Source organism: Lunatimonas lonarensis (assembly GCF_000390185.1).
Taxonomy (GTDB): Bacteria; Bacteroidota; Bacteroidia; order Cytophagales; family Cyclobacteriaceae; genus Lunatimonas; species Lunatimonas lonarensis.
This window is the reverse complement of record NZ_AQHR01000096.1, coordinates 1-14,271: the sequence shown is the minus strand read 5'-3', so window position 1 is coordinate 14,271 and position 14,271 is coordinate 1. Positions and strand designations below refer to the sequence as shown.

Genomic DNA, 14,271 nt, shown 5'->3' with positions numbered 1-14,271 from the left:
TTCCATGCGGGTTCAGATTTTTTCGTGGGGTCGGAAACGGATGCTTTCCGGGTAGGGAAAGGCATGGATCAGCTCTCCCTGATTGAGTTTGTCCTGTATGCTTTTCCAATGGTTTGGGTCAAATAGATGTTTGTGTACCTCAAAGAAATGATCCCGTACGTCCGTTCGCCCAATCATAAATCGCTTGAAATCCTCGGGAAACACATCGTTTGGCGCAATATCGTACCAGGGTTCTGAGGCATAGATCTGTTCGAATGTCTCCGGTCGCGGTTTTTTCCGGAAATTCATGTCCCTCATGAATTCGATCTCGTCGTAATCGTAAAAAACCACCCTGCGCTGTCTGGTAACCCCAAAGTTCTTTACCATCATATCTCCGGGGAAGATATTTGCCTGCGCCAACTGCATGATGGAATTGCCGTACTCTTCCACGGCCTGTTTCGCTTCCTCTAAACTGCACTTTTCCAAAAAAAGGTTGAGGGGTTCCATCCTTCGTTCGGTATATAGGTGTTTGATCACCAAGGTATCTCCCCGTTGCTCCAAAAGTGAATTGGCCGTGTTTTTGAGTTCCAAGAGAAGCTCCGGATGGATCCGTTCCAGCGGTATATGGAAGTCCTCGAACTCATGCGTATCGGCCATCCGGCCCACCCGATCGTGAAGGGAAACAAGCTTGTATTTTTCCCGCACCTGTTGGCGGGTCATGTTTTTCGGGGGATCAAAGTGGTCCTTGATCAACTTAAAGACAATGTTGTAGGAGGGCAAGGTAAAGACGGTCATAACCATGCCCTTGATCCCAGGTGCAAGGATAAACTGATCGGAACTGGAGGCAAGGTGATCAAGGAAGTCCCGATAAAACTCCGTTTTTCCATGCTTATTGAAGCCGATGGCATTGTAGAGTTCGTGTTTTTTTTTGTTTTTTATTACTGAGGTCAAAAAGGAAATGACCTGCGCGGGAATCTTGATTTCCGCCATGAAGTAGGAGCGGGTATAGCTGAAGATACCGCTCATGATGTTGGGATTGAAAATAAGCGTGTCTACAAATACCCCCTTCTCGTTGTGCACAAAGGGTATGAGGAAGGGCATCCACTTCCCGCCGATGAAAATTCTTCCGATCAGGTAGGCGGCCTTGTTGCGGTAGAACACGTTCTTTAATACCTGAATAGTTGTTTCCTCAGACGCAAGGTATCGGGTGAGGATTACCTCCCTGAAGCCTTTTTCCAGAAATTCTATGTCTTCCGCCTTGTTGAAGAAGGGAACCCCGAAGTCAAAATCAACCAACAATTGCCTGAAAATCCGCGTAAGCTCCCATTCGCTGGGATAGGTATAAAATAGGGAGGCATCTGGATCGGGTTCCTTTCGTGCAGTCCCCGGGTGCACGAACATGATGGCATTGTCGATGGAGAGGTTTGGGACTACCTTCCTTATCACGGAGTTGAAAAAGGACTCTGCCAATTCCTCATCGGGTCGTCCCCCAATCGAATGCGAAAAGCGAGATTTGGCCATGGACCACAGGGATCGGTCTCCTGCGCGAGTTCCCAGCAGTGCTTTACAGTTGTGTATATTAATATGTAGCAGATCTTTGTAAAGCCTCAGGCGCTTTTTGTGGTTTTGTTGCAGTTCATTCCAGTTGCGGTCCCTGAAATTAACCGGAGCAAGCCGTGAAAATGCGTTAAACTGGTCGATGTAGGACTCGTAGCCCGAAAGGATTTCGCTTATCAGGCGGTTGATCAATAAGTTATCAGACTGGTTCATACATCTTTTCTTTTGCCCTGTTACCACGGATCGAATGATCACCCGACCATTGGTGGATAATTTGATTTTTCGTGATTTTGGTTTTTTTGCATAAATCGAATTTATGCTTAACTTTCAAGCAAGTTTATTCATTCTATGAATAAAACCCAATAGGTTTAATAGGTTTGATAAGTGAAAAAGGTTTGGGCGATGTCCGAACCTTTTTTTAATTTATTGTATTTTGAAGGAAATTTAAAACGGGAAGGACGGCTTATGGTTCGGTTACGGGTATCAGGTGTTTTGCTGGTTATTTTTGGATTGTTTACCCAGGGTTGCGGTTCTTCCGAGTCGGAAAAGGAAGTGGTTGTAGAGCGACAGGAAATGCAGGATATCAGCAACCAAATGCTGGCGGATGGTCTTTTGTTGCTGCCTGACTGGCTGGGTTATTGGCGTGAGCAGGGCTTTTCTGGATACGCAACGGACTTTGACCTGGCCCAATCCAGCCCAATAGAAAATTTGGAGCGCCCCGAGATCAACCCACTTAAAGAATCTGAAAGTATGTTGGCAAAGCACCAAATCAGGCACCCGAAAGGGTTGGGGGTGATAGATGTTTTTGACTACAAAGTCCGCATCGATGAGCAGGGAGGCATTCTTTACGAGCCTGATTCGGAAGTTATTTTTTACAGGGAAAACGGCATGAGGGAGAGGCTTCTGTTTATTGGGCCTTCTGGGTTATTTGAAGATGCTGCTTGGATCGATGATCAACACTTGATCGTAGCGGGTTTTTTTGAGGGGGAAAGTGGCTTTTCGCCGGTTTTGTGGATCGTTTCCTTAGACAACGGCTTCTATCATATGTTTGAGTCCAGTTATACCAATCCGGAGTACCTGCGCCACGGATACCTGGAAGAAAAGTTAAGTTTGCCCCGGTAAATGATGGATTTGTATCAGGTAGTAGATCGGTTGACCGAGGCATTGAAAAACCCGCTGCCCGGTAGGCTGGGACAACAGGAAATGGCTCCCCTGCCCTTGGATGACCGGAGGTTTGGACAGGGGAAGGGAAAACGCCAAGGTGCCGTTTTGGTTCTTTTCTATTCCGGAACAGATGGATGTAGGGTTCCGTTTATCAAGCGGCCTGTCTATCCTGGTGTACACAGTGCCCAGGTGTCTCTACCGGGAGGGAAGTGGGATCCTTCGGATCCAGACCTTCAGGCTACTGCACTCAGGGAGACATCCGAGGAGATAGGTGTTTTTCCCGAGGAAGTAACGGTTTTTGGGCGATTGTCCCATCTGTATATCCCACCAAGCGATTTTTCTGTTTACCCCTTTTTGGGATACACAGAAAAGCCACCCCTTTTCCAGCCCGATCCAAGGGAGGTCGACCGCCTCATTACCTGTAGTTTTGATCATTTAACCCAAAAGCAGACCCGTAAAACGGCACCTATCAGGGCCGGGTCTTTCACGATTTCGGCTCCTTATTTTGATATAGACAATGAAATAGTATGGGGTGCAACCGCCATGATATTGAGCGAGCTATTGTATCTTTGGGAAAATCGGTGATGAATTCCCCCCCCCCCCCTCAAGCGTTGGGTTGCTGCCGGTGCCCTCGTCCGACCGAAGGCATAAGGGAAGGCATCCCCAAAGGCTGGGAAAAATTATGGACGATTGCAAATTATTGATATACAAAAAGGTTCAATCGATTCGGAGATCAAATCGGTTGTCCAGGTAGATAAGATAGGCTAAGCTAAGGTGTTCATGGAAGAAAGGATTCCCCTCGTAACAAATGATGCGGTCGTTTTGGCGATCTTGGTGGCTGCACTCGGATTGATATTCCATACGTCCTCTTTGAAGCACCCCTTTTTTCAGCGGTTTTACCGGGTTGTTCCTACCGTACTTCTTTGTTATTTTATTCCGGCGCTCCTCAATACGTTTGGTGTAATCTCGGGAGAAGACTCCGGCCTGTATTACGTAGCCTCCAGGTACCTTTTGCCCTCATCCTTGGTGTTGTTGACGCTCAGTATTGATCTAAAAAGCATCCTAAAGCTTGGCCCAAAAGCGGTTATTATGTTTTTTGCCGGCACAGCGGGAATTGTCCTGGGTGGTCCTTTGGCGTTGTTCACGGTATCGCTAGTTGTGCCGGAGGTGTTGGGAATGGAAGGGGCGGACGAAACCTGGCGTGGACTGGCGACGATAGCAGGCAGCTGGATAGGGGGCAGCGCCAACCAAACCTCCATGTTGGAGGTGTTCGGGGCAAGCCCTACCTTATTCAGTCAAATGATAGCCGTTGACGTCATTGTCGCGAATGTGTGGATGGCGGCCTTGTTGTACGGTGCCGGGATGCCGGATAAAATCGACCGATTCTTCAAAGCAGATAATTCTGCGATCATCGAACTGCAGGAGAAAGTGGAAAAATACCGGCAGGGCATCGTTCGGGTTCCCACACTTTCAGATACCATGGTACTGGTGGGTTTGGGGTTTGGGGTTACCGGGCTTTCCCATTTGGTGGGAGATACCCTGGGTCCCTACGTGCGGGAAAACCACCCCGGGTTGATCCAATACTCCCTGGACAATGTGTTTTTCTGGATAGTGATTGTAGCGACCACGGGAGGATTGCTCCTTTCCTTTACCAAGGCCCGGCAGTTGGAAGGGGTGGGCGCTTCCCGGCTTGGCAGTGCCCTTTTGTATATTTTGGTCGCCACCATCGGGATGCAGATGGATTTGGGTGCGGTGCTGGAAAACCCTCTTTTCTTCCTGATCGGAATGATATGGATGGTTTTCCATGTGCTGATCATGTTGGTGGTGGCGTATTTTATCAAAGCGCCCTTCTTTTTTGTGGCGGTAGGGTCGCAGGCTAATGTAGGAGGTGCCGCTTCCGCTCCTATCGTGGCATCTGCATTTAATGCCTCCCTTGCGCCGGTGGGCGTTTTGTTGGCGGTATTGGGGTATGCGGTCGGTACCTATGGAGCCTATATTTGTGGACTCCTCCTCCAATTAATATCAAATCTATAACAGCTCATGGGAAGGTATCGCAAGTTTGTGTTTGTATGTACAGGCTCGGATTGTAAGAAGTCGGGTTGTAAGCAGTTGACCAGGGAGGTAAAATCCGTACTCAAACTCGACCCGCATAAAGGCCGGTTCAAGTTAATCAAAACAAAATGCATGGACTTCTGTAAGTCCGGCCCGATCATGGTTTTTGAAAACGAAGTTTTCAAAAACGGGGACGTGGAAAAGTTTAAGGGTAAAATACAATAGGGTTTTAAAAACAGCACTTAATTGGTTTTTTTGGCCAAACTGCCTGTTAATTATTTTTTAATACCCTTTTTTCTAAAAAATTAACATAATTTATTACATTTAGGCAATAATTTTGGGATCATCGGTCGGCAGCCAATGATCTCAAAGCTGTTTATTTTTCAACATGGACTTAATATCTAACAGTAGGGTGGTGGAACGGAGGCTCGGTCACACGGGAGTGTTTTTGGTTTTCTCAAAGCAAGCGGTCTTGTTTCAGGGTACTCGTTTAGCCGATTTTGACCGATGGGAATCTTTTTTTGAGACCGATGGAGAGATTGTATCCAGGCTCAGGCATTATTTTGATTCGAATGACCGATCAAGGTTTGATTCGCTTTCCGGGGTATATGATGACAAGCTTTCGATGGTCTGGGATATACAGGCTGCTTACGTGGAGGGAATCGGCCCGCTAGGTTTTGCCTTTGGAAGGGGTAAAGTGGGTACGGATGCTGTAGACCCAACGAAAGGAGGGGCGGTTTCGGAAACAGGGGCCCACTATTCTGGTACGTGGTTCGCGCTTTCGCCTTTGTTGAGTACCCTTTCCAGGTTTTTCTTGGATATGGATGCGCAGTCCTGGTCGGCTATGATTCCTTTTGCGCTGAACCTGATCGGAAATGAACTGCATCTTAACCGCTGTGCGATACTGCTGTTGAATAGTGCTAAAAATGGATTGGAGCGAGAGTCAGAGTGGCATAGGGAGCACCTGGCCGGATCGGCGCAGCCAATCAGGTTTGTGTCCTTGGAAGGAAAATCCGATTTGATTCGGGACTTACGTGCCCAAGGATGGATGCGAATACCTTCGTTTGAAGGAGGTTCCTTTTTGCCTTTTGAAGAGCCGGAGCTTAGGGATATGGAGTTAGGTTCTGTTTTGCTAATTCCAATCACTGCCAAGGGCGTGTTTTTTGGGGTTCTCTTGCTGGGCAGTCCCGAAAAGGATGCCTTCCAACCGGATCGGACTAATCCGTTTCCGATACTGCTACAGGTAGGAGACCTGTTTGGTGCCGCAATGGTCAAACAGCGGGAGAAATCAGATCTTTACCGAGGGGAACGGCTTCTGCAGGAAACTGAGTTGCTCGCCAAATCAGGCTCCTGGAGATTTCTACGTTCGGAAAAGCGTATCTACCTATCCCAAGGTCTGCGTAAGTTGTTTGGTTTGGATGCTTCCCTTGAGTACATGGGGATGGACGATTTTTTCAAATTGGTCAGCCCTGAAGACCGTAAATTTGTCCGGCAGGAGCTCAAGAGGGTGCTTCGCACCAGTAAGGTGGTCTCCGGAGAATTTAGATACCAGGATCCTGCCAAGCAGGAGCGGGTAATCGCCTACAGTATTCAGGTCAATGACCTAAGTCCTACCAAGCAATTGGAAATTTTTGGGTTCTGCTCGGATATAACCGAGCGAAAGGCACTGGAAGAGGAGCTTTTATTGGAGTCCCAAATCCTGGCACAGGTCAATGAGGCCATTTTTATGACGGATGTGCGATTTAACGTCATCTACATGAACCAACAGGCGCGGATCATTACCGGTAGGTCCTCCGGGTTTAAGGGAAGCATAAACGAGCTTTTTCAGTTGCCCGAGTCCCCGTCTCCGTTGCTGACCGATCTGGCGAGTCGATACCTACAGGAGGAAGTTTGTAAAGATATAGTACGCCTTCAGGAAGTGCAGCAGGGTTCGGTGTTCGATTGTAGGATGGTTTTTTCAAAAATCTGGTCAAAAAAAGGAGAGCTTCTCGGCTACACGCTGCTGCTCAACGATCTGACCGAGGAAAGGGAGCGGGAGGAGTTGGCGAAGAAAGCCAAATTGATTGTCGAGAAAAGCCCCGCGATCCTCTTTACCCTCGATCCTACCAAGCATTTTCAGATCACCTATGTAACTGAAAACATTGTCCAATTTGGGTATACGGCAAAGGACCTGATTCTTGGAGGAATAAGTTTTTTGGATCTTATCCATCCGGACGATATTCAGCTCTATCTCCGATCGTTTAAGGAAGCGGAGAAGCATGCAAATACCCGGGAATACAGGGTGAGGACCTCTCGGGGCAAGTACCGATGGGTAGAGGATAAGGTAAGTGAGATTAGGGTGGCCAACGGAGATATCGTGTGGTACGAAGGATTGTTTCAAGATATCACGGAGCGAAAAAAGGACAGGGCAGAAATCGAAAAGGTTAAGAACCAATACCGGGTGTTGGCCTCCAATATTCCCTATACCAATGTGTTTTTGATCGATCCGGACTACCGGTATGTGGTAGCTGAGGGTCCCAACTTCGAGTACTGGGGCTTGGATAAGGAGTACTTTGAGGGCAAGACCATTGAGGAGGCGAACACAACTAATTTTGACAAAATCCTGCCGCTGTTTAAAAAGGCAAAGAAAAGCAGAAATCTGGCCAGTATGGAGCTTAAGTACATGAAGCGTACCTACCAGCTGCTCGCTATGCCTATTTTTGATGGAAATGAGCTGGCCTATTTTCTGGGCATCATTCGGGATATCACGCGGGAGCGCAATACCCAGCAGGCACTGGAGAAGAGCGAACAAAAATACCGGAATCTGGTCGAGGAATCCACCGAGTTGATCTTTTCCATAGATACGGGGCTATCGGTCAGCTATGTTTCACCGAATATCAAGCAGTTTTTGGGCTATGAGACCTTCGAATTCACCGGAAGGGCATTTATGGATCACCTGCATCCAGGCGACCGGGCCGTTATGGAGGAGCACGGCAAGCAAGCTCCCTTTGGGTATTTTAAAAAGTACCCGGTGTTTGATTGCAGGATGCAGCACCGGGATAAATCCTTTCGGATTTTCAGTGTCAGCGGGAAGCTGATTTATGATGAAAATGGGGAAATAAAGTATTATACAGGAGTTGCCAGGGATAATACGAAGCTAAAGGAAACCCAGCGCGAGCTGTTTTTGGCCAAGGAAAGAGCTGAAAAGGCACTGGAGGCGAAGTCACAGTTTCTGTCCATCATGAGCCACGAAATCCGTACTCCGATGAATGCGGTGATTGGCTTGTCCCACCTGCTGTTGGAGGAGAACCCCCGGGAGGATCAGTATGAAAACCTCCGAACGCTGCAGTTTTCGGCAGAAAACCTATTGGGGTTGATCAACGATATTTTGGATTTCAATAAGATCGATTCCGGCAAGGTTGAGTTGGAATGCGTGGTTTTTGACCTACGGCATTTGATCAACCGGATCGTGCGTTCCTACGCCTATCAAATCCGGGAGAAGTCGCTTGATCTAGTGCTTGATTTCGGATCGGAGTTGCCGGCCTATATCATGGGCGACCCGGTGCGGCTGTCCCAAATCCTGAACAATCTGTTATCGAATGCGATAAAATTCACCAAAGAGGGGAACGTCTCGATTCAGGCCAGGCAGTTGGCCAGATCAAAAACAACTGTTTCCGTGAGGTTTCAGGTGAGCGATACGGGCATTGGCATTCCCGCAGGTAAGCTGGATTATGTGTTTGAGGCCTTTACCCAAGCCAGTTCGGATACCACCCGAAAATTTGGCGGAACAGGCCTGGGACTTGCGATTGTCAAGAAATTGATCGTTTTGTTGGGGTCGGAAATCCATGTGGATTCGGAGGAGGGCAAGGGCACTACTTTTTGGTTTGACCTTGATTTTGATCTGGCAGAAAGCCATCGGAAAAAGGGTTCCACCGAGGTTCGGTTGTTGAAAGACCTGCAGAAATCAAGGATCTTGGTCGCGGAGGACAACGTGGTCAACCAAGTGTTGCTAAAGAAATACCTGAAAAAATGGGGGGTGGGCACCATCGAGTTCGCCCAAAACGGTCAAGTTGCCCTGGAGTATTTTGAACAGGGAGAGTTCGATCTCCTGTTAATTGACCTGCAAATGCCCGTAATGGACGGTATCGAGCTGGCGAAGTTGGTCAGGGCAAAGGAAAGGGAGGCTGATCGCCGGGTTCCCATAATCGCGTTAACGGCCTCATCTTTCTCAGAGGTACAGGAGCAATTGGAAAAAGCAGGAATGGACGATTACGTCTCCAAGCCCTTCAACCCTCCTGATCTATACACAAAGATCATCAAGTATATTTGATCAATTCGGTATCTACGACGCCACGGGTTTGAACAGTGAAATGGTTCTAATACTGTTCCTTTGGTGCATATTTCCAATTTTGGGTGTAGTTTTGTCGCAGGATGTTTGCTATGCGATTTTACATTTTACTTGTCTGTTTTTGTGGGTTGATTTCTGACTTGAACGCCCAGGAAAGTAGTTCCCGTCGTTCCTCTTTGTTTTTGACCTATGGGCCTTCTGGTGCAAACGTTCGGGAATTCAATGAAATGCTGGCAGAGAAGGGTATCTCACCCCTTCGAAATGGGTATTCCATGATTGGGTTGGGATACCACACCCGAATCAACGACTTTATTTTTGGAGCGGAACTGTACCAGGGGAGTGGTCCGAAATCGCTCTATGGCGATTATGAAATCGATTACAGGACGTCCCGGTTTTATTTCAATGTTGGCTACGCACTCACCGAAGAGGGCAGGGTGCAGTTTCTGCACTACATGTCGATGGGGGTTGGGTACATGAATTTTCAGATGCTGAAGGAAGGAAGGCCCAGCGATCTGGAGGCATTCCTGTCAGATCCGAGACAGGGTTACATCTTACGGAAAAACAACATCCATAAGGGAGCCCATTATTTTGGAGGCTTTCTTACCGAAATAGGGTTTCAACTGGGCTATGATTTGGATATTCCGAATATGGCCGAAGCCATCTCCTTGGTATCGAAATTCGGGTATTCCTTCAGTCCCTTTGAACGTGCCTGGAACCTTAACGGCATTGCGTTTGACAACATCCAAAGTGGGGCTTTTTTGAGAGTGGGTGCCGGGATCTCCCTGCCGGATAGAAACGTTTTTTACGGTGATGCCACCATGAGTTTCCATTTCTTTTACGGACAAAATCAGGTTACGACAAGTGGGATCAACGAGACGTTGGAAGAGCAGGGGTACTTGCCCCTGCCCAAGGTGGGAGGCAATCTCGGTATAAAAGTGATCGGGGAGAATGCCCGCAAGATGTACGGCCTGGAAGTGTGGAACCTTTCATCCTATGGGTCGGCCACCGATGATTTTGCCCAGACGCTAAACAGCATTCGCTTTTATACCAATTTTGGCAGGCAGCTTCTTAAGATCAGAAACCTGGAGCTGGGGGTATTGGGAGGTATGGGATTTGGTACGATACGCTATACCCTCGAGAACCGAAACAAGCCCGATTTCCCCAGGCTTTTTGAAGAACCACTATACGACGGGACCCTCGTAAGCCGCGGACTGATGGTGAAGCCCGAAATGGTGATTTCGTATGCGATGCCTTTGACGTCTATCAAGCTTTTTGATTTGGTTTACGGGGTTCATGCAGGTTACGAATACCCCTTAGGCCAATACAACCTGGGGGGGCTAAGCATGCGTGAATTTATGCAGGGGCCCTACCTCCAGTTCAGTTTGGGAATACGGCCGTGATGTTTTTTTTCTAATATCCCTATTACCTCTCCGAAAAATGCCTCTACCTGTCGGTAGATAGGTTCGGCGATATAGAAATGATATATGCTTCGCGATATAGGTGGATATATGCCTTCGGCGATATATGGAGTTGCGGATAGGAAGTTAGGATCGCTTCGGATTCATGGTTTTGGAAAGGATGTTGGATGGTAATTTTTGCGAATCTCATATCTCATATCTAACGTCTTATGTCTAACGTCTTACGTCTTAAGTCTTGCGCCTTACATCTTACGACTTACGTCTCCGATACCGAAAATTACCCCGATCAGGGTATTTTTTGGGCGGGGATTAAGTCCTATCTTTATCGGTAGCTGTCGGCAGTGGATCCCGCTAAAGGTTGTTGGGATCCATGAGGGAGATAAGATTTACCTGACGGGCGGCGATAAAATAGGCGCAACCGACATGCGCCTATGCAACCATATTAAAGAATAATAGGCGCAACCGGGTTGCGCCTATAAAAGAGTTGGCGGTAATTAAAACAAACGAATATGGACTACAATAAAGTTGGAATTTGGCTTAAAGGATATCTTGATGCAATTCAAAGCGGAGAGGAAGTAACAAAAGCGCAACTTGAATTGCTCATTTCTCGGATAAAAGAGTTAATTTCTGAGGTCGAAGAGAATGATACTGCTTCTGTAACAGAAAGTGAAGATCTAGAAGATGACGATTTACCATTCTAAACAAATTAATAATGAAAGCAATAGAAGAATTATACTACTTATTAGGTCGGCTCGAAAGCTTAAAAATGAAAAATGAAGTTAAGGTGGAAGAAATGGGTTTTGTGCGAAATATTCTTGAAAAAAATCAAATTTTTAAAGAAGCGGATGACGAATTTGACCCCGAGTATGACCAGGATGAATACTCTTCTGATTATGATGACAGCGAACCTTTTATGATGGGAGATCCTAGGTATGATAGTAGTGAAAATCCATGGATAGATGTGTTTGGTGAAGGAGAAGAAGCAGAAGCAGCATATTGGAATACTGAATAAATAAACAAAATATGGATTTTTGATTCTCGTATAAAAAAACTAAAGAGCCTATGTACAGGAGTTGAATTGTATTGTTCGATTGTCATAAGCATGGAAGTATGGTTTAGCTTCACAATCTTTTCAATAATTGTTGGACTATTAAAATCAGAAACTATGAATACATTAAAAAGCGTAATTGCCGGAGTGGGTACTATGATGTGGGGCCTATTGCAACTATGACTTATGAAACTGACAAGAAACTTCAGCTTATTAGGATTCTAGTAAGGGGGTTCGAATCCCCCTCCCCACTCCCTTAATATCGAAAATATGTTATTTAAAGACATCTTAAATAAAAAGACATGTGAATTACAACCAGAATTCGATCTGTTGTTTGATGATATTTTAAAAAATCAGACTCATAATGGGGACTTGTTATTAATCCGCGTAAATGGGTTCTACAATCCAGAAGTACATACATGGACAAATCTTTCTGAGAAATTAAGCCCATACATGATAGGCCCAAACAAGGAAGGCCATTCTGATTATCTTCACTATGAATTCATTCACAACTATAGAACAACAGGAATTGTGGCCTTAAACCATTCTGACTATCTTAAACAGCATGAATGGTCTCAAGAACGGGAAAAGGAAATTGACGAAATTGTGGATCATGAGTCAATGACAATTCAACTTGAGATGTTGGTATATCTAAAAATTTGGGAAGCAGATTTCTTCATAAAAAAACTTTATCAATTGACAAGACTTTGCTTAGGTGAGGCTTATGATTGGCATTTTCGAATTTCTGAAAGTAATAGAGATAAAGAAGCAACAGGAACACGGGAAAAAATTATCCGAAAATTAGTACGAGACAGATTGGAAAAGAGATATCCAAAAATTTATCAAGCTATAAAAAATGCATATCGAACCCAAATAAGAAATTCGATTGCACATTCGAAATACTCTTTTTTATCCAGAAACATTCATCCAAATAACTTCATTAAAAATGATCCCGCATCGCAAATAAAATCCTTGACATTTGATGAGTGGATTGAGATGTTCCATGACACAATGGTGATTTATAATTTAATAATCCGACTTTTTAACCAAGTTGATAAATTATATGAAAAAGTAGCTTTTGAGAATGACTTGTTAATGGAAGTGAGAGTGAGCAGAATTGACCCTGAAGAAAGAATCGAATTTTATCTTTTAAAATATCGACCTGAATGGAAAGATTGGCATTGGAAAAGGATTGATGAATAACTACCGCCAACAGCACCTAAGAAAACATGGGGCGGTCAATAGTATATGAAAGTTTGTTCCTCGAACTAACTTTAGCTATGGTGAACAGGAAATTGCTCCGAAAAGCCCCACGTTTCTTAGCTGCGGACCGTTGGCAGAAATATTAAAAGACACCGTGTAAATGGAAGAGAAATACAAACAATACGAAAAGACAATTAAGAAGAAGCATAGTTTCGCTTGGACACCAAAATATGCCTCAGAATTTACCACGAGACTAAGTGCTAAGGAATTTATTGCAATCGCAGAAAAAACTTTTAAAGACTTAGGTTGGGACATTGTCTATCAAGACGACAAATCTATTGAAGCAAAAAGAAGCGAAAAATCATTAGGGACAGAACGTTGGACAGAAGGAATTACAGCAACTTTTGAGTATGGAAAAATTAAAGTAAAAAGTGTGACACTTGGAAATGAAATGTGGGATGTTGGCAGAAACTCAAAACGTGTTCAATTATTCATTTACGCATTCCAAGAAACAGAAAAATCCTTTGACAGAGAAGAACTCCAAAACCTTGTGAGTGAAAAAGAAACTATAAATAATTGGGACGATTATGAAGTTCCCGACTCTCTACCCAAACCTGACGAAGTTAGAGAACCAAAATTTTACATTCATATTGTTGGTTGCTCAATACTCACAATCTTAATTGCTTTTTTACTTGCAAAGGTTTCAATAAGTGGTTTCTACATTATTGGACTTTTTGAGTTTTTAGTCGGATTTGTCATAGGCTTTACTTTTAAGTATTTAATTAAGTTTTCAAACTTTACTAATTACGACAAACTCCATTATGTAATATTAGGGACAGTTGGCTTGACATATCTTTTAAACCAATACTTTCAATACGAGATTATATTATATGAGAACAATTATGACAGGATTGGTTTTTTTGAGTTTTTAAAAATCAAATTTGAACAAGGACTTACAATAAAAAAACTAAATACAGGATGGATTGGCTTATTAGTTCATTGGATTTTACAACTTGTTATTACTTACTATGTGACAGTAATGGCAGTTATACGAAATCTAACCAAATACCAACTTGACAGAGTTCCGCCAGAAGTTGTTGACTTTGCATTTTACCACTTTGTAAAAGATAAAACAGAAGACCAAGTAAGAAAGGAATTAACATTAAAAGGTTGGAGGGAAACGCAAAATCAAGACGAAGTTTTTGAAGCTATCGGAGCCTTACAAACAACTCAAGACGTAAATAGAATGCAATGAAAAGAAACATACAAGGGCTAAACCGAAGTGGAGCGCAGCGGAATTTCGGGCTTAGCCTGTGTTGACAGAAACGTAGCGGGTTTTTTGTGGGAAGGTATCTATGGGGATTGAAAAGTTGGGGTGATTTCGGTGGTGTGAAAAATGGTGCTGCCGGGCGTTGGTTCTGCGGCATTTTGACAGGTTGTTTTTTTCTTTATGCTTTCCGGGTGGATTTTGTTGGCTGATTTTACCTTGTTTTTTGGTGTTTTGGGTGTTTTCGGCCGTGCAG

General features: G+C 44.8%; 12 protein-coding genes. 10 read left to right on the top strand and 2 right to left on the bottom strand.

The genetic code is table 11. From position 1 onward, the window contains the following. Positions 1-12: 12 nt before the first annotated feature. Positions 13-1,749 (bottom strand): bifunctional isocitrate dehydrogenase kinase/phosphatase, encoded by a 1,737-nt coding sequence (gene aceK / locus ADIS_RS16555; RefSeq protein WP_010855795.1) that lies wholly within the window; start codon positions 1,747-1,749, stop codon positions 13-15. Positions 1,750-1,938: 189 nt separating this feature from the next. Here aceK and ADIS_RS16550 point away from each other — a divergent pair, with 189 nt between their 5' ends. The 10 genes from ADIS_RS16550 to ADIS_RS16505 all read left to right on the top strand — a co-directional run bounded on the left by ADIS_RS16550 (position 1,939) and on the right by ADIS_RS16505 (position 14,003). Further along, positions 1,939-2,658 carry a hypothetical protein gene (locus tag ADIS_RS16550; protein ID WP_010855793.1) on the top strand — a complete coding sequence of 240 codons (720 nt, stop codon included), beginning with the start codon at positions 1,939-1,941 and terminating at the stop codon, positions 2,656-2,658. Then, positions 2,659-3,285 carry an NUDIX hydrolase gene (locus tag ADIS_RS16545; RefSeq protein WP_010855792.1) on the top strand — a complete coding sequence of 209 codons (627 nt, stop codon included), beginning with the start codon at positions 2,659-2,661 and terminating at the stop codon, positions 3,283-3,285. Positions 3,286-3,480: 195 nt separating this feature from the next. Next, entirely contained in the window at positions 3,481-4,734 is a 1,254-nt protein-coding gene (locus tag ADIS_RS16540) for a DUF819 family protein (RefSeq protein WP_035806574.1), read from the top strand. Between the two features lie 6 nt (positions 4,735-4,740). Then, positions 4,741-4,977 carry a (2Fe-2S) ferredoxin domain-containing protein gene (locus ADIS_RS16535; RefSeq protein ID WP_010855790.1) on the top strand — a complete coding sequence of 79 codons (237 nt, stop codon included), beginning with the start codon at positions 4,741-4,743 and terminating at the stop codon, positions 4,975-4,977. Positions 4,978-5,140: 163 nt separating this feature from the next. Beyond that, positions 5,141-9,061 carry a PAS domain S-box protein gene (locus ADIS_RS22435; RefSeq protein ID WP_051113338.1) on the top strand — a complete coding sequence of 1,307 codons (3,921 nt, stop codon included), beginning with the start codon at positions 5,141-5,143 and terminating at the stop codon, positions 9,059-9,061. 110 nt (positions 9,062-9,171) lie between these two features. Then, positions 9,172-10,479, top strand: a complete 1,308-nt coding sequence (locus ADIS_RS16525) for a hypothetical protein (protein ID WP_035806616.1) — start codon at positions 9,172-9,174, stop codon at positions 10,477-10,479. A gap of 527 nt (positions 10,480-11,006) precedes the next feature. After that, positions 11,007-11,198, top strand: coding sequence for a hypothetical protein (locus ADIS_RS16520; RefSeq protein WP_010855787.1), 192 nt, complete (start codon positions 11,007-11,009; stop codon positions 11,196-11,198). A gap of 11 nt (positions 11,199-11,209) precedes the next feature. Next, a complete protein-coding gene (locus ADIS_RS16515) occupies positions 11,210-11,509 on the top strand; it encodes a hypothetical protein (RefSeq protein ID WP_010855786.1) in 300 nt (99 codons plus the stop codon). 306 nt (positions 11,510-11,815) lie between these two features. Then, a complete protein-coding gene (locus ADIS_RS16510) occupies positions 11,816-12,748 on the top strand; it encodes a hypothetical protein (protein WP_010855785.1) in 933 nt (310 codons plus the stop codon). Positions 12,749-12,908: 160 nt separating this feature from the next. Then, positions 12,909-14,003 carry a hypothetical protein gene (locus tag ADIS_RS16505; protein WP_010855784.1) on the top strand — a complete coding sequence of 365 codons (1,095 nt, stop codon included), beginning with the start codon at positions 12,909-12,911 and terminating at the stop codon, positions 14,001-14,003. Between the two features lie 51 nt (positions 14,004-14,054). Here the strand turns inward: ADIS_RS16505 and ADIS_RS23465 are convergent. Beyond that, positions 14,055-14,271 (bottom strand): hypothetical protein (locus ADIS_RS23465; protein ID WP_035806570.1); only part of this gene is annotated, 217 nt, incomplete at its 5' end.